The sequence below is a fragment of the Usitatibacter rugosus genome (assembly GCF_013003965.1).
Lineage (GTDB): Bacteria > Pseudomonadota > Gammaproteobacteria > Burkholderiales > Usitatibacteraceae > Usitatibacter > Usitatibacter rugosus.
Window position 1 is genome coordinate 2,048,560 of record NZ_CP053069.1, and the last position, 18,807, is coordinate 2,067,366.

The 18,807-nt window shown below is 68.4% G+C and carries 18 protein-coding genes; 9 read left to right on the forward strand and 9 right to left on the reverse strand.

Going from position 1 to position 18,807, the window contains the following annotated elements:
- Nucleotide 1: 1 nt before the first annotated feature.
- Entirely contained in the window at nt 2-1,000 is a 999-nt protein-coding gene (locus DSM104443_RS09855) for an ABC transporter ATP-binding protein (RefSeq protein ID WP_171091743.1), read from the reverse strand.
- Nucleotides 1,001-1,090: 90 nt separating this feature from the next.
- Here DSM104443_RS09855 and DSM104443_RS09860 point away from each other — a divergent pair, with 90 nt between their 5' ends.
- Both DSM104443_RS09860 and DSM104443_RS09865 read left to right on the forward strand, forming a co-directional pair.
- Nucleotides 1,091-2,104 (forward strand): Fe(3+) ABC transporter substrate-binding protein, encoded by a 1,014-nt coding sequence (locus DSM104443_RS09860; protein WP_171091745.1) that lies wholly within the window; start codon nt 1,091-1,093, stop codon nt 2,102-2,104.
- A gap of 99 nt (nt 2,105-2,203) precedes the next feature.
- Nucleotides 2,204-2,437 carry a hypothetical protein gene (locus DSM104443_RS09865; protein ID WP_171091747.1) on the forward strand — a complete coding sequence of 78 codons (234 nt, stop codon included), beginning with the start codon at nt 2,204-2,206 and terminating at the stop codon, nt 2,435-2,437.
- Here DSM104443_RS09865 and DSM104443_RS09870 read toward each other — a convergent pair.
- Nucleotides 2,434-4,113: an ABC transporter permease gene (locus DSM104443_RS09870; RefSeq protein ID WP_171091748.1), complete on the reverse strand. Its 1,680-nt coding sequence runs from the start codon at nt 4,111-4,113 to the stop codon at nt 2,434-2,436. The two genes, DSM104443_RS09865 and DSM104443_RS09870, sit on opposite strands and share 4 nt — an antisense overlap.
- 203 nt (nt 4,114-4,316) lie before the next feature.
- Between DSM104443_RS09870 and dksA the strand changes: the two genes are divergently transcribed.
- From dksA to DSM104443_RS09885, 3 genes are all read left to right on the forward strand, one after another.
- On the forward strand, nt 4,317-4,739 hold the full coding sequence (dksA, locus tag DSM104443_RS09875; protein ID WP_171091750.1) for an RNA polymerase-binding protein DksA: 423 nt from the start codon (nt 4,317-4,319) through the stop codon (nt 4,737-4,739).
- 121 nt (nt 4,740-4,860) lie between these two features.
- Nucleotides 4,861-5,718 (forward strand): dienelactone hydrolase family protein, encoded by an 858-nt coding sequence (locus DSM104443_RS09880; protein ID WP_246232802.1) that lies wholly within the window; start codon nt 4,861-4,863, stop codon nt 5,716-5,718.
- Nucleotides 5,719-5,752: 34 nt separating this feature from the next.
- A complete protein-coding gene (locus DSM104443_RS09885) occupies nt 5,753-7,540 on the forward strand; it encodes a bifunctional diguanylate cyclase/phosphodiesterase (RefSeq protein ID WP_171091754.1) in 1,788 nt (595 codons plus the stop codon).
- Nucleotides 7,541-7,582: 42 nt separating this feature from the next.
- Here DSM104443_RS09885 and DSM104443_RS09890 read toward each other — a convergent pair whose 3' ends face one another.
- Complete coding sequence (locus tag DSM104443_RS09890) at nt 7,583-8,188, reverse strand: class I SAM-dependent methyltransferase (protein WP_171091756.1); 606 nt, start codon at nt 8,186-8,188, stop codon at nt 7,583-7,585.
- A 26-nt stretch (nt 8,189-8,214) separates the two neighbouring features.
- On the opposite strand from DSM104443_RS09890, the gene DSM104443_RS09895 reads away from it, so the two are divergent.
- From DSM104443_RS09895 to yoaA, 4 genes are read left to right on the forward strand one after another with little or no spacing between them, the layout of a single operon-like run.
- Entirely contained in the window at nt 8,215-9,669 is a 1,455-nt protein-coding gene (locus DSM104443_RS09895; protein WP_171091758.1) for an alpha/beta fold hydrolase, read from the forward strand.
- Nucleotides 9,666-10,397 carry an ABC transporter ATP-binding protein gene (locus tag DSM104443_RS09900; RefSeq protein ID WP_171091761.1) on the forward strand — a complete coding sequence of 244 codons (732 nt, stop codon included), beginning with the start codon at nt 9,666-9,668 and terminating at the stop codon, nt 10,395-10,397. Before DSM104443_RS09895 ends, DSM104443_RS09900 begins: the two co-directional genes overlap by 4 nt.
- A complete protein-coding gene (locus DSM104443_RS09905; RefSeq protein WP_171091763.1) occupies nt 10,394-11,566 on the forward strand; it encodes an ABC transporter permease in 1,173 nt (390 codons plus the stop codon). Before DSM104443_RS09900 ends, DSM104443_RS09905 begins: the two co-directional genes overlap by 4 nt.
- Entirely contained in the window at nt 11,563-13,545 is a 1,983-nt protein-coding gene (gene yoaA / locus DSM104443_RS09910; RefSeq protein WP_246232805.1) for a DNA repair helicase YoaA, read from the forward strand. Before DSM104443_RS09905 ends, yoaA begins: the two co-directional genes overlap by 4 nt.
- Here yoaA and DSM104443_RS21785 read toward each other — a convergent pair.
- The 6 genes from DSM104443_RS21785 to ompR all read right to left on the reverse strand — a co-directional run bounded on the left by DSM104443_RS21785 (nt 13,505) and on the right by ompR (nt 18,660).
- Nucleotides 13,505-14,131 (reverse strand): hypothetical protein, encoded by a 627-nt coding sequence (locus DSM104443_RS21785; protein ID WP_212757246.1) that lies wholly within the window; start codon nt 14,129-14,131, stop codon nt 13,505-13,507. The two genes, yoaA and DSM104443_RS21785, sit on opposite strands and share 41 nt — an antisense overlap.
- The gene (locus DSM104443_RS09920; RefSeq protein ID WP_171091765.1) at nt 14,128-15,399 is read right to left on the reverse strand and encodes a glycosyltransferase; all 1,272 of its coding nucleotides are present in this window, start codon (nt 15,397-15,399) and stop codon (nt 14,128-14,130) included. Before DSM104443_RS09920 ends, DSM104443_RS21785 begins: the two co-directional genes overlap by 4 nt.
- A 10-nt stretch (nt 15,400-15,409) precedes the next feature.
- Nucleotides 15,410-15,625 carry a hypothetical protein gene (locus DSM104443_RS09925; protein ID WP_171091767.1) on the reverse strand — a complete coding sequence of 72 codons (216 nt, stop codon included), beginning with the start codon at nt 15,623-15,625 and terminating at the stop codon, nt 15,410-15,412.
- A 29-nt stretch (nt 15,626-15,654) separates the two neighbouring features.
- Nucleotides 15,655-16,563 carry a cation diffusion facilitator family transporter gene (locus tag DSM104443_RS09930; RefSeq protein ID WP_171091769.1) on the reverse strand — a complete coding sequence of 303 codons (909 nt, stop codon included), beginning with the start codon at nt 16,561-16,563 and terminating at the stop codon, nt 15,655-15,657.
- A gap of 70 nt (nt 16,564-16,633) precedes the next feature.
- Nucleotides 16,634-17,932 (reverse strand): ATP-binding protein, encoded by a 1,299-nt coding sequence (locus DSM104443_RS09935; RefSeq protein ID WP_171091770.1) that lies wholly within the window; start codon nt 17,930-17,932, stop codon nt 16,634-16,636.
- Nucleotides 17,929-18,660: an osmolarity response regulator transcription factor OmpR gene (gene ompR, locus DSM104443_RS09940; protein ID WP_171091772.1), complete on the reverse strand. Its 732-nt coding sequence runs from the start codon at nt 18,658-18,660 to the stop codon at nt 17,929-17,931. The genes DSM104443_RS09935 and ompR overlap by 4 nt, the downstream gene beginning before the upstream one ends.
- Nucleotides 18,661-18,807: the final 147 nt, after the last annotated feature.

Genomic DNA, 18,807 nt, shown 5'->3' on the forward strand with positions numbered 1-18,807 from the left:
TTCAGTCGTCGGAGCCCGAGAGGCGCGGGAAGGCGACGACGTGGTCCACGTCGAGCTTCACGCCGATGCGCTCGCCGATCGCGTGGTTGTGGTGCGAGGGCACCAGCGAGAGGACCTGCTTGCCGTCGTCCAGGCGCAGCGTGTAGAGGAACTCGGCGCCGCGGAAGGCCTTCTTCAGGACTTCGCCCTTCACCGGGCTCTCGTCGTCGTGCAGCACGTCGTCCGGCCGCAGGAGCTGCGAGACGGGCTGGCCGTCGACCTCGCTGTCCACCAGCACGCCCTCGCCGACGAAGTCCGCGACGAAGCGCGTCGCCGGCCGGTGATAGAGGTTGTACGCGGTGTCCCATTGCTCGACGCGGCCGCGGCGCATGACGCCGACCGCATCGGCCATCGCGAAGGCCTCGTGCTGGTCGTGCGTGACCAGGAGCGCCGTCATGCCCTGGGCCTTGAGGATCGAGCGCACCTCGAGCGAGAGGCGCTCGCGGAGATCGACGTCGAGGTTGGAGAAGGGCTCGTCCAGCAACAACAGCTGCGGACGCGGGGCAAGGGCGCGCGCGAGTGCCACGCGTTGCTTCTGGCCGCCGGAAAGCTCATGCGGATAGCGCGTCGCCCACGCTTCGAGTCCGATCGCCGCGAGCAGCTCGCGCACGCGCTCGGCCCGCGAAGCCTTGGCCGCGCCGCGCAAGCCGAATGCGACGTTGCCCTCGACGGTGAGGTGCGGGAAGAGCGCGTAGTCCTGGAAGACGACGCCCACGCGGCGCGTCTCCGGCGCCTGCGTCATGCCCGGGCGGCTCACGACGGCGCCGTGCAGGCGGATCTCGCCGGCGTCGATCGCCTCCAGCCCGGCGACGCATCGCAGCACGGTCGTCTTGCCGCAGCCGCTCGGCCCGAGCAGGCAGCCGATCTCGCCGTCCTCGAGCCGCAGCGTGAAGCCGTCGGCGACAGGTCCTGAACCGGGGTACGAGAAGGAGATCGACTCGACGTCGAGCGCGAACGGCATGCGTCGATTCTATAACGTGAATTGACTAATGAGAACAATTCGCATTATTCTCGACGTCCGCTTTCCCACCCGTCCGAAAACTCCAAGCCCATGAAAAAGCTCGCGATTTCCCTCCTTGCCCTGATGGCCGCCGGGCCCGTTGCAAGCCAGGAGAAAGTTCTCAACCTTTACTCGTCGCGCCACTACCAGACCGACGAAGCGCTCTACGAGAACTTCACGAAGCAGACCGGCATCAAGATCAACCGCATCGAAGCGGGCGAGGACGCGCTGCTCGAGCGCCTGAAGAACGAAGGCACGCGCAGCCCCGCGGACGTGTTCGTCACGGTCGACGCGGGCCGCCTGTGGAGAGCCGAGCAGATGGGCCTGCTCGCCCCGGTGAAATCGAAGGTGCTGGACGAGCGCATCCCGGCGTCGCTCCGCCATCCCGACGGCCTGTGGTTCGCGTTCTCGGTGCGCGCGCGCCCGATCTTCTACGCCAAGGGCATGGTCGACACGAAGGACATCCAGAACTACGAAGACCTCGCGAGCCCGAAGCTGAAGGGCAAGGTCTGCATGCGCTCCAGCTCGAACATGTACAACCTCTCGCTCATGGGCTCGATGATCGCCAACGACGGCGCGGACAAGAGCGAGCAGTGGGCCAAGGGCGTCGTCGCGAACTTCGCGCGCGACCCGAAGGGCGGCGACACCGACCAGCTGAAGGCGGTGGCCGCGGGCGAGTGCGCCGTGACGGTCTCCAACACGTATTACTACGTGCGCCTGCTCAAATCGACCAAGCCCGACGAGAAGGCCGTGGCCGAGCGCGTGGGCGTGATCTTCCCGAACCAGTCCAATCGCGGCACGCACGTGAACATCTCGGGCGCCGGCATGCTGAGGAGCGCGCCGCATCCGGAAGCCGCCGTGCAGTTCCTCGAGTACCTCTCGAGCCCCGAGGCCCAGGCGTACTTCGCCAACGGCAACAACGAGTTCCCGGTCGTGGGCACCGTGAAGGACAACAAGGAGCTGGCCGCGCTGCCGGCGTTCAAGAAGGACAGCCTCAACGTGTCGATGCTCGGCCGCAACCAGGCGGCAGCGCAGCAGGCCTACGACAAGGCCGGCTGGAAGTAACGCGGGTCGTGAAGCATCCGTGATGGACGTAACGATCGGTAAGGAAGGCGGCACGGTTCGCCGTCATGATCGTCGCGTCCATCCACGGAGGCTGAAGGCATGAAGAGAGTTTGGGTTTCGCTCGCGGTCCTGGCGCTCGCGGGCTGCGCCGCCGACACGGCGAGCACCGGCAGCGGGGCGAAGGAAGAGACCACCTACCGGACGGGGAGCAACATCCCCAGCAAGTCCACGCGCGATCCGTCGTCCACCACGGTGAGCAAGGAAGACTACGAGCGCGACCGCGATCGCGCCCCGCCGCCCGTGAACCCGCAATCGGGCGGCCGCACGCGCTAGGCCTGCACGGCGCGGGTCGGGAACGCTCCGCGCGCCTTCTCCTCGCGCCGCACCAGCCGGCGCGACGCAAGCACCAGCGGCACCAATCCCACCGCCACGATCGCGAGCGACGCCGTCGATGCCTCGGCGAGCCGCTCGTCGGCCGCGAGGTTGTAGGCCTGCACCGCCAGCGTGTCGAAGTTGAACGGCCGCATCACGAAAGTCGCCGGCAGCTCCTTCATCACGTCCACGAAGACCAGCAGCGCCGCCGTGACGAGCGAGGAACGCAGGATCGGCGCGTGCACGCGGGCCAGCGTCTCGGAAGCGCCCAGTCCCAGCGAGCGCGCGGCGTCCTCCATGCTCGGCGTTACTTGCGCCAAGCCCGCCTCGACCGTCTGCAGTGCGACCGCGAGGAAGCGGATGAGGTACGCGTAGACCAGCGCCACGATCCCGCCGGTGAAGAGCAGGCCCATCGACCAGCCGAACGTGGCCTGCGCCGCATCCGCGATGAAGTTGTCGAGGCGTGCCGCGGGAATCAGCACGCCGATCGCGATCACCGCTCCCGGGATGGCATAGCCCAGGCCGGCAACGCGGTTCACGAACGCGCTCACGGGGCTGCGCGTGATGCGCGCGGCGTAGGCGAGGAAGAGCGCCAGCGCGACCGCGGCCGCCGCCGTCACCGCGGCGAGCGTCACGCTGTTCACGGCCAGCCGCGCGAAGCGCTCGCCGAAAGCCTGGTCGCCGCCCCCGAGGCTCATCTTCACGAGCAGCAACGCCGGCAGCAGGAAGCCCACCGCCAGCGGCAGCCCGCAGGCCACGCTCGCGGCGGCGGCGCGCCATCCGCGCAGCAGCACGCGTTCGCGCCGCCCGGTTCCGGCGAGCTCGTGGAAGCGCGCGCGCTGCCGCGCCCAGCGCTCGAGCGCCACGATCGCGAAGACGAACGCGAGCAGGATCGCGGCCAGCTTCGCGGCCGAGGCCGGTTCTCCCATCGACAGCCACGCGCGGAAGATGCCGGTCGTGAACGTCTGCACGCCGAAGTACGACACGGTGCCGAAATCCGCGAGCGTCTCCATCAACGCGAGCGACGCTCCCGCCGCGATCGCCGGGCGCGCCATCGGCAGGCTCACGCGGAAGAACGTCGACCACGCGGAGAGCCCGAGCGTGCGGCCCGCCTCGGCGAGGCTCGGCGACTGCTCGATGAACGCGACGCGCGCCAGCAGGTACACGTAGGGATAGAGCACGCACACGAACATGGCGATCGCACCGCCCAGCGAGCGCACATCCGGAAAAAAGTAGTCGCCGGCGCTCCATCCGAACGTCGTGCGGAGCATCGTTTGCACGGGCCCCGCGAACTGCAGGAAGTCCGTGTACGCGTACGCCATCACATAAGCGGGCATGGCGAGCGGCAGGAGCAGGGCCCATTCAAGGATGCGCCGCCCCGGGAATTCGCAGGCCGCGACGAGCCACGCACTCGCGACGCCGACGACGACCACGCCGACCAGCACGCCGGCCAGGAGTGCCAGCGTGGTGCGAACGTAACGGGGCAGGACGGTCGAAGCGAGGTGCGTCCAGGCCTCGCCGCCCGGCGTAAACAGGTTCATCGCGACGACGCCGATCGGAAGCGCGAGCAGGGCGCCGATCGCCAGCGCGGCAACGGTCCAGCGGCGGTGGGGGTGGGACAACAGGCCGGGAGGCATGGCGAAGTGTACCGTGCACCCCCCAAAGGTCCAATGAAAACAGCCTGTTGCGGCCATTGTTGCGGAGGCGTGACCGATCCCTTTTTTGTAGGGATTTTCCTGTTTGATAACGGGGGTCCCGTGGGCTAAACTAGCCGGCTTTTCGGACCCCGCGAACAGCGCGGGTCAATCGAGTCAGAAGCGCGAAACAAAAGCGAGGCGAAATGGCCAGCAAGACCAAGATTCCGACCGAGGCAGAAGTCCTCAAGATGCCCAAGGCGGACTACATGAACGCGGCGCAGCTCAAGTTCTTCCGCGAGAAGTTGATCGAGCTCCAGACCCAGATGCGCGAGAACGCCGGTGCCACCACCGAGCACCTTCGCGAGCTTTCCTTCGCACCCGATCCCGCCGACCGCGCCACGCTCGAGGAAGAGCACGCGCTCGAGCTTCGCACCCGTGACCGCGAGCGCAAGCTCCTGAAGAAGATCGACCAGGCCCTGGGCCGCATCGACGACGGCAGCTACGGCTACTGCGAGGAGACGGGCGAGCCCATCGGCCTGCCGCGCCTGATCGCGCGTCCGACGGCCACGCTCACCATCGAGGCGCAGGAACGCCGCGAGATGAAGCAGAAGCTCTACGGCGAGTGACGCGACCCATCGCGATTCGCATGTAGGAACAAAAGGCGCCGCAAGGCGCCTTTTTTATTTTGGGGAATTTCCGGTGCCTATAATGGTTGACAGCATCGAGAATCCAAACCGAGGAGACCCCGTGCGCGACCCCGACTTCATCAACTTCCAGCCTACGAAATTCAACCGCAGGGAATTCGTCATGACCACGCTCGCCACCGGCTTCGCCGCCGCCGTGCAGCCCGTGTCCGCCCAGACGCAGATCACCACCGACACCGCGGGCCTCACCGCCGGCGAGGTGAAAATCCCCGCGAAGGGTGGGGACATGCCGGCCTACCGCGCCATGCCCGCCAACGGGAAGAATTTGCCGACGGTCCTCGTGGTGCAGGAGATCTTCGGCGTGCACGAGCACATCAAGGACGTGTGCCGCCGCTTCGCGAAGCTGGGATACCTCGCGATCGCGCCGGAGCTCTATGCGCGCCAGGGCGACGTCGCGGGCAAGGGCATGGACGACATCCGCAAGGTCGTGGCGCAGGTGCCCGACGCGCAGGTGATGGGCGATCTCGACGATTCCGCCGCCTGGGCCGCGAAGAACGGCGGAGACCCGAACAAGCTCGCGATCACCGGCTTCTGCTGGGGCGGGCGCATCACGTGGCTCTACGCCGCGCATAACCCGAAGTTGAAGGCCGGCGTCGCCTGGTACGGCCGCGTCGAGGGCGCGGGCACTGAGCTGCAGCCGAAGAACCCGATGGATGTCGTCACCTCCATCAACGCTCCGGTGCTCGGCCTCTACGGCGGGCAGGACGCGGGCATTCCGGTCGAAGGCGTCATGAAGTTCAAGGCCGCCCTGGCCGCGGCCGGCAAGAAGGCGGAGTTCGTCGTGTATCCCGATTCCCCCCACGCCTTCCACGCCGACTATCGCCCGTCGTATCGCGAGAAGGATGCGAAGGACGGCTGGTCGAAGCTGCTCGCGTGGTTCAAGCAGAACGGCGTGGCCTGACACGAAAGAGATCGGCAGCCACCTCTCGCGGGAGATGTCCCGCCAGCTCGGGCAGGTGCTGGCGGGAAGGGAGCTCGCGATCGTCTTCCAGCCGATCTTCGGCTTCCGCGAGGGAGCGATCGTCGGTCACGAGGCGCTGGTGCGCGGCCCGGAAGGCTCGCTGGTGGAGTCCCCGGGCGACCTCTTCGCCGCGGCCACCGCCGAGGGCCGCAGCGTCGAGCTCAACATCGTCTGCATCCAGGAAGTGCTGCGCGCCTTCTCGCGCAAAGCGCTTCCCGGGTTGCTCTTCCTCAACGCGTCGCCGCAACTGATCGAGCGCTCCGGCTTCATCCAGGAGCGGGCGCGCCGGTTCATGAGCTCGCTCGGACTCGAACCGGAGCGGGTCGTGATCGAGCTCACCGAGGACTATCCGGCCTCGGACTTCCGCCAGGTGCGCGAGGCCCTGCAGCTCTATCGCGCGATGGGCCTTCGCGTCGCGATCGATGACCTCGGCGAGGGTTTCGCGAGCCTGCGCCTCTGGTCGGAGCTGAAGCCCGAGTTCGTCAAGGCCGACAAGCACTTCGTCTCCGGCGTCGCGCGCGATCCGGTGAAGGCGCAGTTCCTGCGCGCCATCCAGCAGATTGCGGAGCACTGCGGTGCCCAGGTCATTGCCGAGGGCATCGAGGGCAGCGAGGACTTCCGCGTCGTGAAGGACATCGGCATCGCGTGCGCTCAGGGCTACTTCATCGGCCGCCCCTCGGCGGATCCGACGAGCGAGATGGAGCCGGAGCTCGCGCGCGCGAGCATCGACCCGCGCATCCCGGTGGTGCCCTCGGCGCGATTCCAGGCGCAGTCGGAGGTGACGGCGGAGCGCTTCCTGTTCGCGGTCGATGCGGAGGCGCCTTCGCGGCCGCTCGGCGCGCTGCTCGATCGCTTCGCTGCGTCACCGCATCTCAGCGCAATCCCGGTGCTGGGAAACGAGGGAATCCAGGGCGTGGTCTCGAGCAGCTGGCTGGTGCACGCGGGCGTCACCGACGGCGATCGGCTTCGCGCGCGCCCGTGCTCGGACTTCATGGACCCCGCGCCGATCCGCGTCGAGGGCGATCTCGAACTCGCGGCGCTGGCGGCGATCCTCGTCGAATCCGACGCGCAGCGCTTCTCCGACGGCTTCATCGTCACCACGCGCGGGCGCTATCGCGGCATGGGCCGCGGGCAGGACGTGATGCGCGCCCTCCAGGAGGCCCAGGTCCTCGCCGCGCGCTACACGAGCCCGCTCACGCTGTTGCCCGGGCAGGTGCCGATCAACGCGCACGCCGAGCGCCTCCTCGCGAAGGAGGTGCCGTTCGTCGCGTGGTTCGTCGAGATCGACCGCATGCGCGGGCTGAACGATGGCTCGGGCTTCACGCAGGGCGATGCGCTGATCCACGCGGTGGCGCGCGCACTCGAGGCAGCCTGCGAGCGCGGGCTGGATTTCGTCGGCCACGTCGCGGGCGGGCGATTCGTCGTGCTCATGCAAAGCCTCGATTGGCGCACGCGGGCCGAGCGCGTCCTGTCCCAATTTCCCGCGCTAGTGGCCGCGCAGGCTTCGGCCGAGGTCGTGGACCGCGGCTACTTCGTCCTCCACGGCCGCGACGGGCGCGAGCAGGTGCGGCCGCTGCCCAAGCTCGCCATCGGCTTGCTGCCGGTGCTCCCGGGTCTCTTCGAGTCGCGCCACGACGTGCTGCTGACCGCCAAGCTCGCGACGCGCGCGGCTCTCATGCAGACCTCGAGCGCGATCCACATCGACGAACGGCACGCCAACGCCTATCCCGCCTCGGTGCTGCTCTCCGGCGACGGGAATTAATGGGGGTCAGACTCCCATTTCGAAATGGGAGTCTGACCCCAATTAATTTCGTTGCCAGGCCTGCCAGCGTTCCTTGCCCGCGAAGACGTCGATGGAATCCGGAACGTCCGAGTCCTCGACGCGCACGAACGCGTGGCCGATGAGGTCCTGCAGCTCATCCCGAGACGCGAGCGGGAAGGGCGGGCCGCGCTCCTTGCCCGGCTCGACATAGAAATAGCCCGTGAGGAAACCGCCGCGCGGCACGATCTCGCCGACGCGGGCGGCCCACAGGCGCCAGAGGCTCCGCGGCAGCGCGCAGAGGAAGGCGCGCTCGTAGACCAATGCGTAGGGCCCGGCGACGCTCTCGCCGAAGAAGTCCGCCAGCCGCGCCTTGCTGGCGCAGGGGCCCAGCACCGGTTGCGCCGCCTCGAGGGCCGCCGCGCTGAAGTCGATGCCGTCCACGTCCCAGCCCGCTTCGCAGAACGCGCGCACGTCGTGGCCCGAGCCACAGCCGGGAACGAGGACGCGTCCGGGGGCGGGCGTCGACGCAATGAGCTCCCGGAGCTGCCGCGGCACCTGGCCCGCATCCCACGGCGTGAACGACTCGCGGTAGCGAACGTCCCAGAAAGCCGCGCCGGCGGGATCGAGTTTCGGGAACTTGGGATCCATGCCGGAATGGTACGATGCCCACCGACATGAGAGTCGCACTGGTTGCCTTCCTCGCGCTGCTGCTCGGCGGCTGCGAACCCCCGAAAACCCCCGAATCGAAGCTTGCGCTGACGGCCTGCCGCCTGCCGGGCGTGGAGACGGAGGCGCGCTGCGCCACGCTCGACGCGTGGGAAGACCGGGCCTCGAAAACGGGCCGGCGCATCAAGGTGAAGGTCGCGGTCGTTCCGGCCAAGCTGCGCGCGAAGGAGCCCGATCCGATCGTCGTCTTCGCGGGCGGCCCGGGGCAGGGCGCCATCGCGCTCGCCGCGCAGGTGCTGCCGCTCTTCGCGAAGCTGAACGATTCGCGCGACATCGTCTTCATCGACCAGCGCGGCACCGGCAGCTCCAATCCGCTCGACTGCAGCGGCGACCAACCGGTCCAGGCGCTGTTCGAAGACTCCATCCCCTCGAAGCTGGTGAAGGAGTGCCTCGACAAGCTCGACGCCGACCCGCGCCAATACACGACGACCGTCGCGATGGCCGACTTCGACGAGATCCGCGACGGCCTCGGCTACGCGAAGCTGAACCTCTGGGGCGGCTCGTACGGCACGCGAGCCGCGCTCGAATACCTGCGGCGCTATCCCGATCACGTCCGCACGATCTCGCTCGACGGCGTGGCGCCGGCGACGATGAAGCTGCCGCTGTCGTTCGTCGCCGATGGCGACGCGGCGCTCGAGCGGCTGCTCAACTCGTGCGTCACGGACGCGCTCTGCGCGAGCTCGTACCCGAAGCTTCGCGAGACGCTCTCGGCCCTGCGCTCGAGCCTTGCGCGCCGGCCCGTGCGCGCCGCGATCTCGGATCCGCTGACCGGCGACTACGAGACCGTCACGGTGACCGAGAACGTGCTGCTCTCCGGCCTCTTCCGCCCGCTCTACCTGCCGGAGCTGGCGAGCCTGCTGCCGTTCGCCATCACCGCCGCCTCGCGCGGCGACTTCAATCCGCTCCTCGCGCAGAACTTCGAGCTCGCCGACGAGATGAGCGAGAACTTCTCGCTCGGCATGCACCTCTCCGTGATTTGCGCCGAGGACGTGCCGCGCATCTCGCCCGCGGACCTCGCGGGGCTGTCGAAGTCCTTCTTCGGCCGCGCGCTGGTGGACGACTTCATGCGCGCCTGCGCGATCTGGCCCAAGGGAACCGTGCCGGCCGACTACTACGAGCCGGTCAGGGCGAACGTACCCGCGCTGATCCTTTCCGGCGGCATCGATCCGGCCACGCCACCACGCCACGGCGAGCTCGTCGCTTCGTGGCTGCCGAAGTCGAAGCATTTCGTCGCCACGAACCTCGCGCACGGCGTGAGCCTGCATGGCTGCGCGCCCAAGCTGCTCGAGGGATTCATCCGCAAGGGCGATGCCGAGGGCCTCGACGGCAAGTGCCTCGAGCGCATTCCGCGTCCGCTCTTCCTCATGCCGCTGGGCGTGAAGCCGCCGGGAGCGCCGCTGTGATCCGTGTCGAGAACCTCTCGAAGCGCTTCGCCGAGATCGAGGCGGTGAAGGGCGTCACCTTCGAGGCGCCCGACGGGCGCATCACGGGGCTCCTGGGTCCGAACGGCGCGGGCAAGACCACGACGCTGCGCATGATCTCCACGCTGGTGCAGCCGACGACGGGCCGCGCGATGGTCGATGGCGTCGAGACCGGAACCGATCCGCTCGGAGTGCGCGCCAAGCTGGGACTCCTCTCGGATGCGCGCGGCCTCTACATGCGCCTCACCGCGCGCGAGAATATCGCGTACTACGGGCGGCTTCGCGGCATGACGTCGCCGGCGATCGCGAGCTCGATCGCGAAGCTCGCGCAGTGGCTCGACATGGAAGCGCTGCTCGACCGTCGCACCGACGGCTTCTCCCAGGGCGAGCGGATGAAGGTGGCCATCGCGCGCGCACTCGTCCATGACCCGCGCAACGTCGTCCTCGACGAGCCGACCAACGGGCTGGACGTGATGACGACGCGGTCGCTGCGCGAGGTGGTGCGGCGGCTGCGTGAAGAAGGAAAGTGCGTCCTCTTCTCCAGTCACGTCATGCAGGAGGTCTCGGCGCTGTGCGACGAGATCGTGATCCTTGCCCACGGAGCGGTGGTAGCCGTTGGCCCGCCCGAGGCGATCCGCGAAGCCAGCGGATGCACCAGCCTCGAAGACGCGTTCGTGAAGCTCGCCGGCGCCGAGGCGGCCGAGGCATGAACCGCACGCTCGTGGTCTACGCGAAGGAGCTGCGCGACGCGGTGCGCGACCGCAGGACGCTGCTGATGATCGTGTTCGTCTCGATCGTCACCGGCCCGCTGTCGATGCTGCTGATGGCGCAGTTCGTCTCCAGCCTCGACAAGAAGACCGAAGCCCGCAAGGTGCGCATGGTGGGGGAGGAGTTCGCCCCCCCGCTTGTCAACTACCTGAAGCGCGTGGACGTTGAAATCGAAAAGGCGCCTGCGGACTACGAGGCGCGCGTGAAGGAAGGCAGCCTCGATGCGGTCATCGTTATCCGGCCGGATTTCTACGAACGTTTCCTCGCGGGCGACGACAGCCCCGTCGAGCTCGTCTACGACGACTCGCGCGCCGAATCCCAGCCCTCCATCGCCCAGGCCGAAAGGCTCCTTCGAGGCTTCAACCGCGAAACGGGCACGCTCCGGCTCATCGCGCGGGGGGTAAGCCCCAATCTCATCGAGACGGTGAAGGTGGAGCACGTCAACACCGCCACCGCGAGGCAGAAAGGTGCGTTCCTGTTCTTCGTGATCCCGCTCTTCGCCATCCTGGCGCCGATCCTGGGCTCGCTCTCCATGTCGATCGACGCCACGGCCGGCGAGCGCGAGCGCGGGTCGCTGGAGCCGCTGCTCGGCAACCCGGTGCCCGCGCGCGAGATCGTGCTGGGCAAATGGCTCGCGGCCTGGACCGCGGGCTCCACCGTGGCGCTGCTCACGCTCGCGAGCTTCGTGTTCGCCGCGACGCTGCTCACCGGCAAGAAGCTCGCGACGCTCCTCCAGTTCGGCTGGCCCGAGCTCGCCATCTTCATGGCCTTCGTGATTCCGCTCGCGGGAGCCACCGCGGCCTTCCTCATGCTCGTGGCCACCTACGGCCGCTCGTTCCGCGAGGCGCAGACGTACACCAGCTACTTCGTGAGCCTGGTGTCCTTCGTGCCCGTGGCGGCGATGTTCGCCGGCCTCAAGGATTCCACGTGGCAGCTCGCCGTTCCCGTCCTCGGCCAGCAGATGATCTTCACGCGCGTGCTGCGCGGGGAAGCCATCGCGCCGCTGGACTGGCTGCTCACCGCGGGCGTGGCCCTGCTGGCGGCCGGGCTCTGCGTCGCGGCCATCTCCACGTTGATGTCGCGGGAGCGCATCGTCTTCGGGCGCTCGTGAGCACGCCGATCGCGATCGAGCGTTACTTCGGGCCCGGCGGCGAGCTCGAGCGCAGCGTCCCGGGCTTTCGCCAGCGTCCCCAGCAAGTGGAGTTCGCTCGCGCGGTGCTGCAGGCCATCGAACAGCGCGGCGTCCTCATCGCCGAGGCGGGCACGGGCACCGGCAAGACCTTCGCCTACCTCGTCCCCGCATTGCTCGCCGGGCAGAAGGTGATCGTCTCCACCGGCACGCGCACGCTCCAGGACCAGCTCTTCCACCGCGATCTCCCGAAAGTCCGTGCCGCGCTGGGCGTGCCGGTGGACCTGGCCCTGCTCAAGGGCCGCGCCAACTACGTGTGCATCCATCACCTCGGCATCGCGGCGGAGGAGGGCCAGTTCGGCTCGCGCGATGAAGCGGCGCACATCCACCGCATCAAGCGCTTCGCCAAGTCCACGATGACGGGCGACAAGTCGGAATGCCTCGATGTCCCCGAGACCTCGGGCGCCTGGGTCCGCGCGACCTCCACGCGCGAGAACTGCCTCGGCTCGGGCTGCGGCGATTACAAGGAATGCTTCGTGATGAAGGCCCGCAAGCGCGCCAGCGAGGCCGACGTCGTCGTCGTGAACCACCACTTGTTCTTCGCGGACGTGGTGCTGCGCGACGAAGGCATGGCCGACCTGCTGCCGAACGCGGACACGGTCGTGTTCGACGAGGCGCACCACCTCCCGGATCTCGCGCGCCTCTTCTTCGGCGAAGCGCTCGCCACCGCGCAGGCGGTCGAGCTCGCGCGCGACGCGAAGATCGCCGCCGCCGCGCACGCGAAGGAATCCCCCGCGCTCCAGGATGCGGCCACGGCCGTCGACCGCGCGGCAAAGGACGTGCGCATCTCGCTCGGCAAAGTGGCCGGGCGCACGCCGCTCGCGTCGCTGCGTAACCGCGCCGACTTCGACAAATCGCTCGATGCGCTGGGCGAGAAGCTCTCGGAGCTGGCCGTTGGCTTGAAGGCGCAGGAAGAGCGGGCCGAGGAGCTCAAGAACGCGCGCATCCGCGCCGAGACCTTCCGCGGCCGCATCCTCGAGTGGCGCGAGGCCGATGGCCGCGAGCGCGAGGAATCCGCGCCGGACGCCGTGCGCTGGATCGAGGCCTACGCCAACTCCGCCGTCCTCTACATCACGCCGCTCGACGTGGGCGCGATCTTCCGCGCGCAGGTGGAAGGCTCCAAGCGCGCGTGGATCTTCACCTCCGCCACGCTCTCCGTCGGCGGCGATTTCTCGCACTACCAGGCCGAGATGGGGCTCGGGCAGGCCGAGAGTGCCAGCTGGCCCAGCCCGTTCGACTACGAAGCGCAAGCGCTGCTCTACTCGCCGGAGAACATGCCCGACCCGAACTCGGAGGGTTACACCGATGCGGTGATCGAAGCGGCCTGGCCGGTGGTGCGCGCGAGCGGCGGCCATGCCTTCCTGCTCTTCACCAGCTTGCGCGCCATGGAGCGCGGCTGCGACCGGCTGAAGGCGAAGCTCGAGCAGGAGGGGCTGGAGTGGCCGGTGCTGCTGCAGGGCAGTGCCGCGAAGAACGAGCTCCTGGAGCGCTTCCGCATCTCGCCCAACGCCATCCTCGTGGGCTCGCAATCGTTCTGGGAGGGCGTGGACGTGAAGGGCGAGCAGCTCTCGGTCGTGGTGATCGACCGCCTGCCGTTCAACCCGCCGGATGATCCGGTGCTCGCCGCGTGCATCGACCGCATCAACCGCTCGGGCGGCAACGCGTTCATGGACTACCAGGTACCGAGGGCGGTGATCTCGCTCAAGCAGGGAGCGGGGCGGTTGATCCGCGACGAATCGGACCGCGGCGTGCTGATGATCTGCGATCCCCGCCTGACGGGGAAGCCCTACGGCCGGCGCATCTGGCGCGCATTGCCGCCGTTCAAGCGGACGCGCGCCATTGCGGACGTCGAGGCGTTCTTCAGTTCCGGTTCTGGGGCTGCTGGTACTGCGGCTGGATGAACTGCCAGCCTTCGGGGCACGACTGCACCTTCGGGAAATAGGATTTCGCCGACGCGCAGTAATTGAGGTACAGCGGGCCTTGCTGCGGCGCGCCCGGGCCCACGGCACCGCTCACATCCGCGGGCGGGCCCAAGTCGGTTGCCGGCGCCGCGGAGACTGCGCCGCTGTCGTACACCGGCGGTGCGTAATAGGCCGGGGCCGGATAACCGTAGCCGTAGGCACCGTAGTAGTACGGATAGCCCCAATAGTACGAGGCGCCCCAGAGGAACGGCGCCGCGGCGTAGAAGCCCCAGTACGGCCGGTAGTAGCCGCCGTAACCGTATCCGTAGCGTCCGCCGTAGTAGCCGCCGCGGTAATACCCGCCGCGATAGCCGCCGCCGTTCCAGCCGCCGTGGCCTCCGCCACCGCCGTGCCAGCCGCCGCCGCCACCACCGCCATGACCACCACCGCCGCCACCGCCGCCATGGCCACCGCCACCGCCGCCGCCACCACCGCCGCCTCCGCGTGCGGCTTCAGCCGGCGGGGGAGCGAACAGGGCCAGCGCGAGCGCTGTGGCGGAAATCAGGACGGCATTGATGATCTTCATGGTGTCTCCTTCCGGTTGCGAAGGACTTCCTCGAGTTTGTCGACCGCGGCTTCGGCACCGCGGTCCATCTTCACTGTACGGGCGAGGGCCTCGGCACGGATGCGGTGGGGTCCCTCGGCGAGCAGATCGCGCAGGTGCGACGCCACCCGCGCCGATCGAAAGCGTGTTGGCGAGCAAACGCGCGCCACACCCATCTGGTTGACACGATACGCGTTGTCCGGCTGGTCGTGGGCATGCGGCACGATCAACTGGGGCTTGCCCGCGCGTAGCGCCTGGCTCGTGGTGCCCATGCCCGCCTGGTGGACGATCACGGCCGATCGCGGGAAGAGCGCGGCATGCGGTGCGTAGTCGATGGCCATCACTCCTTCGGCCGGCGCGGGCGGCCGTTCGTTCCCCGGCAGGCGTCCTACAAGCAAAACACCCCGGCAGCCCACTTCGACGCACGCGGCGGCCGCTTCGCGGAAGAAATCCCCGGGAGCTCCGACGGCGGACGTGCCCAGGGTGAACGTGACCGGCGGCGGTCCCGCGTCGAGGAAATCCAGCAGCGGCTGCGGCATCGGGTCCGGACCGTTGTAGGACACGAACCCGGTGCGCACGACATTCACGGGCCAGTCCGGTTGCGGCTCGGCGAGCACCGTCGGAAAGAGCGCGAGCGTGCCCAGCGGCGAGAACTGCCCTTCGAACAATGGATGGCCCGCGTCGGGCAATCCGAGCCGATCGCGCAACCGGTCGACGGGCGCCATGCCATGCCGAGAGATCGCGCGCACCAGCGAGCGCAGGATGCCGCAGACGAAAGGCCCGCGCTCCTTCAGGAAGACGGCTCCGGGAATGCCGGGCAACACCGGGAAGTCGTAGCGCGAGAAGAACAAGATCGGGGCGAGCACCGTCGACACGAACGGAATGCCGAGCTTCCGCGCGACGAGCGGCGCGGCGAACGTGACGGGATGCGAGACGATGAGATCGGCTCCTCGCGCCGCGGCTTCCGTCGCCGCGTAGCTCTCCTCGATCGCCGGCGCCAGGAGCCCGCGCAGCAAGCGGTCGGGGCCGCGGCGCGCATCCAGCAGCCACTCGAACATCTGCCGGTCGCTGGGGTCGATGTCCGGCGGAACGGGATGGAAGCCGAGCCCGAGGCCCGTGACGAGCTCGCCGTAGAACGCGCAGGTGGCGACGGTGGCATCGTGGCCGCGGCGCTTCAGCTCGAGGGCCAGGCCCACGATGGGGAAGAGGTCCCCGTAGGAACCCCACGTCGTGAGGACGACGCGCGCCATCGGCGCGCCGCTACTTCTTGCCGATGACCAGCAGCACGACGCCGGCCGCGATCGCGCCGAGACCCGCCCATGTGGGAATGTTCACGGTCTCCTTCTCCTTCACCGACAGCTCGATGGGACCGAGCTTCGCGGAGTGCGTCTCCTTGGTGAAGCTGAAGCTGCCGTAGGCGAGGCCGATGCCGCCGGCCACGATGAGGAGGATTGCGACGATCTTGAGGGGGCTCATGAGGGGAGTCTAGCAGCCGTGCGCGCGCGTCAGTCGTGGTGGTCCGGTTCCATGAACAGGAACGCGACGTCCGGGAAACGCTCGCGGAACTTCGCCTCCACCGCGTTCACGTTGTCGATCAGCGCCGTGTCCGTGCCCGCCGGCTTCATCTTCACCTTCAGCGCGACCATCGCTTCCGGACCCATCTGCATCGAAAGAAAGTTGAGGACGCGATCGACCTGCGGCTGGGAAGACACGAAGTCGATCATCTCCTTCTTGATGCGATCGTCGACGCCCTGGCCCACGAGCATCTGCTTCACCTCGATGCCGACCAGGATCGCGACCACGATCAGCAGCACGCCGATCGCGATGCCGCCCAGCGCGTCCCACATCGGATCGCCCGTGACCCAGGTGGCAAGCACGGCGCAGAACGCCAGCACGAGGCCGAGGAGGGCGGCGAGATCCTCGCCGAAGATCACCACCAGCTCGGAGTTGCGCGAGGTGCGGAACCACCGCCACAGCGAGTCTTCGCCGCGGAGCTTGTTCACTTCCTTGATGCAGCCCCACATCGAGAAGCCCTCGGCGACGATGCCGAAGAGAAGCACGCCCAGGGCGAGCATCGGGTAGCCGAGCGGCTCGGGCTCGTGCAGCTTGTGCCAGCCCTCGTACGCCGAGAAGAGGCCGCCCACGCTGAAGAGCATGAGCGCCACGATGAAGGACCAGAAGTAGGTTTCCTTGCCGTACCCCAGCGGATAGTCGGACGTCGGCGGGCGCTTCGAGAGCTTGAGCCCGAGCAGCAGCAGGAGCTGGTTGCCGCAGTCCGCCGTCGAGTGCACCGCCTCGGCGAGCATCGAGCCCGAGTTGGTGACGAAGGCCGCGAAGTACTTCGAGATGGCGATCGCAAAGTTCGCGCCGAGCGCGTACAGGATCGCCTTGACCGGATTTGCACCGCCCGCCATCGGGCCTCCCCTTAAGGTCCGTGAAGGCTCCAGTCTGCCCGTTATTGCCGGCGTGCGCCCCTTTGTCGTGTCAGACCGCGGGGAGAACGATGCGCGCTTCGAGGCCGCCGCCCTCCCTCGGAAGCAGCTCGAGCTTGCCGCCGTGCATGACGGCGATGCGATCGGCGATCGCGAGCCCGAGGCCCGCGCCCGATTGGCCGCTCCTCGCCTCGTCGCGCCGCGTGAAGGGCTGCTTCAGGCGCTCCACCATCGCATCGGGAATGCCCGATCCGCGGTCGAGCACGCTCAACATGAAGCCGGTGTCGGAGCGCGAGGCGCGCACGACGACAGGACCCGCGCCGTGCTTCAACGCGTTGCCGACGAGATTGTCGATGGCGCGTTGCAGGGCAAGCGGACGAAGGCGCAGCGGTGGAAGCCCCGGTGTTGCTTCCACCTCGACCTGGCCGCCGAGCCTTTCGGCGCGGAGCTTGGCGCCGTTCGCGACTTCGGCGAGGTTCACGTTGGAGAGCGGCTCCGAGGCTTCGCCGCGTGCGAAGTCGATGAACTGGTCGATGATCGCGTTCATGTCCTCGATGTCGGAGACCATCGCGTGTTGCGTCTCCGGGGCGACGCCGAGCATCTCCGTTTCGAGGCGCAGGCGCGAGAGCGGCGTGCGCAGGTCGTGCGAGATGCCCGCGAGGAACGTGGCGCGGTCGCGCTCCTGCTTGCGCAGATCATCCTTCATCTGGTTCAGCGCGCGGGCCACGGCGCGTACTTCCGACGCGCCTTTCTCGGGGATGGGCTCGGGATCGCCGCCTCGCCCGATCGCCTCGGCCGCGCGGGCCATGCGTTGCAACGGGCGCGTGAGCCAGAGGCCGATCGAGAACGCCGCGAGCAGCGCGATCAGGATGCCGGCCACGCCCCAGCCGACCAGGGCGCCGACGGGATCGGTCTGCACGCGAGTGCGCGGGAAGGCGATCCAGTATTCGCGGCCGCCCGCCGGGAAGCGGATGAAGAAGAAGCGCCGCTCGGTCGGGCGCGTGTAGAGCTCCGACTCGGGCCCGAGGATCTGCTTCATGCGCTCGCGGAAGACGTTCACCGGCGGCACGTCGGGTGCGGGGGTGGCGCGCTCGTCGCCGCGCACCGGCGTGATGCGGATGCCGTCGCGCTCGGCGATCTTGGCGATGAACGTATCGTGCGACTGCGGCGGGATGGTCTCCATGGCCGCGCGGATCGTCTTCAAATGATTCACGAACGCGCCGATGCCGGCCACTTGCCGCGGGCGCGTCACGTTCTCGTGCAGCAGGTACATCGAAATGACCTGCGAGACGCCGAGCGCCACGACGACCACGGCGAGGATCCGCCAGATGATGGAGCCGGGAAACCTCATTTCTGCGGTGTTCCGTCGGGCACGAAGACGTAGCCGTAGCCCCAGACGGTCTGGAGGTAGCGGGGCTCCTTCGGATCCTCCTCGAGGAGCTTGCGCAGGCGGGAGACCTGGACGTCGATGGAGCGGTCGAAGCTCTCGTGCTCGCGGCCCCGTGCCAAGTCCATCAGCTTGTCGCGCGACATCGGCTCGCGCGCGTGCTCGACCAGCACCTTCAGCAGCGAGAACTCGCCCGTGGTGAGCGCGATGGGCGCGCCATCCTTGGCGAGCAGGCGCGTGGCGAGGTCGAGCGTGAACGGCCCGAACGCGACCGCCTTCGGCTCACCCGCGGGCGCGCCGGGCACCGGCGCCGGGCCCTGCCGGCGCAGCACGGCGTTGATGCGCGCGACCAGCTCGCGCGGGTTGAAGGGCTTGGCGAGGTAGTCGTCCGCACCCATCTCGAGGCCGACGATGCGATCGACATCGTCACCCTTGGCGGTGAGCATGATCACGGGCAGCGTGGCGCCGCCCGCGCGGAGGCGCCGGCAGATGGCCAGGCCATCCTCGCCCGGGAGCATGAGGTCCAGGACCATCAGGTCGTAGCGGACGCGCTGGAGCTGGCGGTCCATCGCGGGCGAGTCGGACACGGTGTCGGTGGCGAAGCCCTGCTCGGTGAGGTAGCGCTTGAGGAGGTCTCTCAGGCGCAGGTCGTCGTCGACCACCAGCACCTTCTGTCGTTGTGCGGTTTGCATGGATGCCATCGTAAGTGGGTGCGGGAGCGCCTCCGCGGTGCCTACTGTAAGCAATTGTTAGAAAGAGTGTCGGTTGCAATGTGCGCTTGCATTTCGTTACCTCCCCGCGGTCCACCGCTCACAGTTGAGCACCGTTGAACGCCTAAG

Bases quoted from the DNA above. Each gene is read 5' to 3' on its own strand.
- DSM104443_RS09920 (WP_171091765.1), bottom strand. From the start codon at position 15,399: ATGGCGCGCGTCGTCCTCACGACGTGGGGTTCCTACGGGGACCTCTTC.
- DSM104443_RS09895 (WP_171091758.1), top strand. From the start codon at position 8,215: ATGAGAGTCGCACTGGTTGCCTTCCTCGCGCTGCTGCTCGGCGGCTGC.
- DSM104443_RS09905 (WP_171091763.1), top strand. From the start codon at position 10,394: ATGAACCGCACGCTCGTGGTCTACGCGAAGGAGCTGCGCGACGCGGTG.
- DSM104443_RS09870 (WP_171091748.1), bottom strand. From the start codon at position 4,113: ATGCCTCCCGGCCTGTTGTCCCACCCCCACCGCCGCTGGACCGTTGCC.
- DSM104443_RS09925 (WP_171091767.1), bottom strand. From the start codon at position 15,625: ATGAGCCCCCTCAAGATCGTCGCAATCCTCCTCATCGTGGCCGGCGGC.
- DSM104443_RS09855 (WP_171091743.1), bottom strand. From the start codon at position 1,000: ATGCCGTTCGCGCTCGACGTCGAGTCGATCTCCTTCTCGTACCCCGGT.
- DSM104443_RS09860 (WP_171091745.1), top strand. From the start codon at position 1,091: ATGAAAAAGCTCGCGATTTCCCTCCTTGCCCTGATGGCCGCCGGGCCC.
- DSM104443_RS21785 (WP_212757246.1), bottom strand. From the start codon at position 14,131: ATGAAGATCATCAATGCCGTCCTGATTTCCGCCACAGCGCTCGCGCTG.
- DSM104443_RS09865 (WP_171091747.1), top strand. From the start codon at position 2,204: ATGAAGAGAGTTTGGGTTTCGCTCGCGGTCCTGGCGCTCGCGGGCTGC.
- ompR (WP_171091772.1), bottom strand. From the start codon at position 18,660: ATGCAAACCGCACAACGACAGAAGGTGCTGGTGGTCGACGACGACCTG.
- dksA (WP_171091750.1), top strand. From the start codon at position 4,317: ATGGCCAGCAAGACCAAGATTCCGACCGAGGCAGAAGTCCTCAAGATG.
- DSM104443_RS09930 (WP_171091769.1), bottom strand. From the start codon at position 16,563: ATGGCGGGCGGTGCAAATCCGGTCAAGGCGATCCTGTACGCGCTCGGC.
- DSM104443_RS09935 (WP_171091770.1), bottom strand. From the start codon at position 17,932: ATGAGGTTTCCCGGCTCCATCATCTGGCGGATCCTCGCCGTGGTCGTC.
- DSM104443_RS09885 (WP_171091754.1), top strand. From the start codon at position 5,753: ATGTCCCGCCAGCTCGGGCAGGTGCTGGCGGGAAGGGAGCTCGCGATC.
- DSM104443_RS09890 (WP_171091756.1), bottom strand. From the start codon at position 8,188: ATGGATCCCAAGTTCCCGAAACTCGATCCCGCCGGCGCGGCTTTCTGG.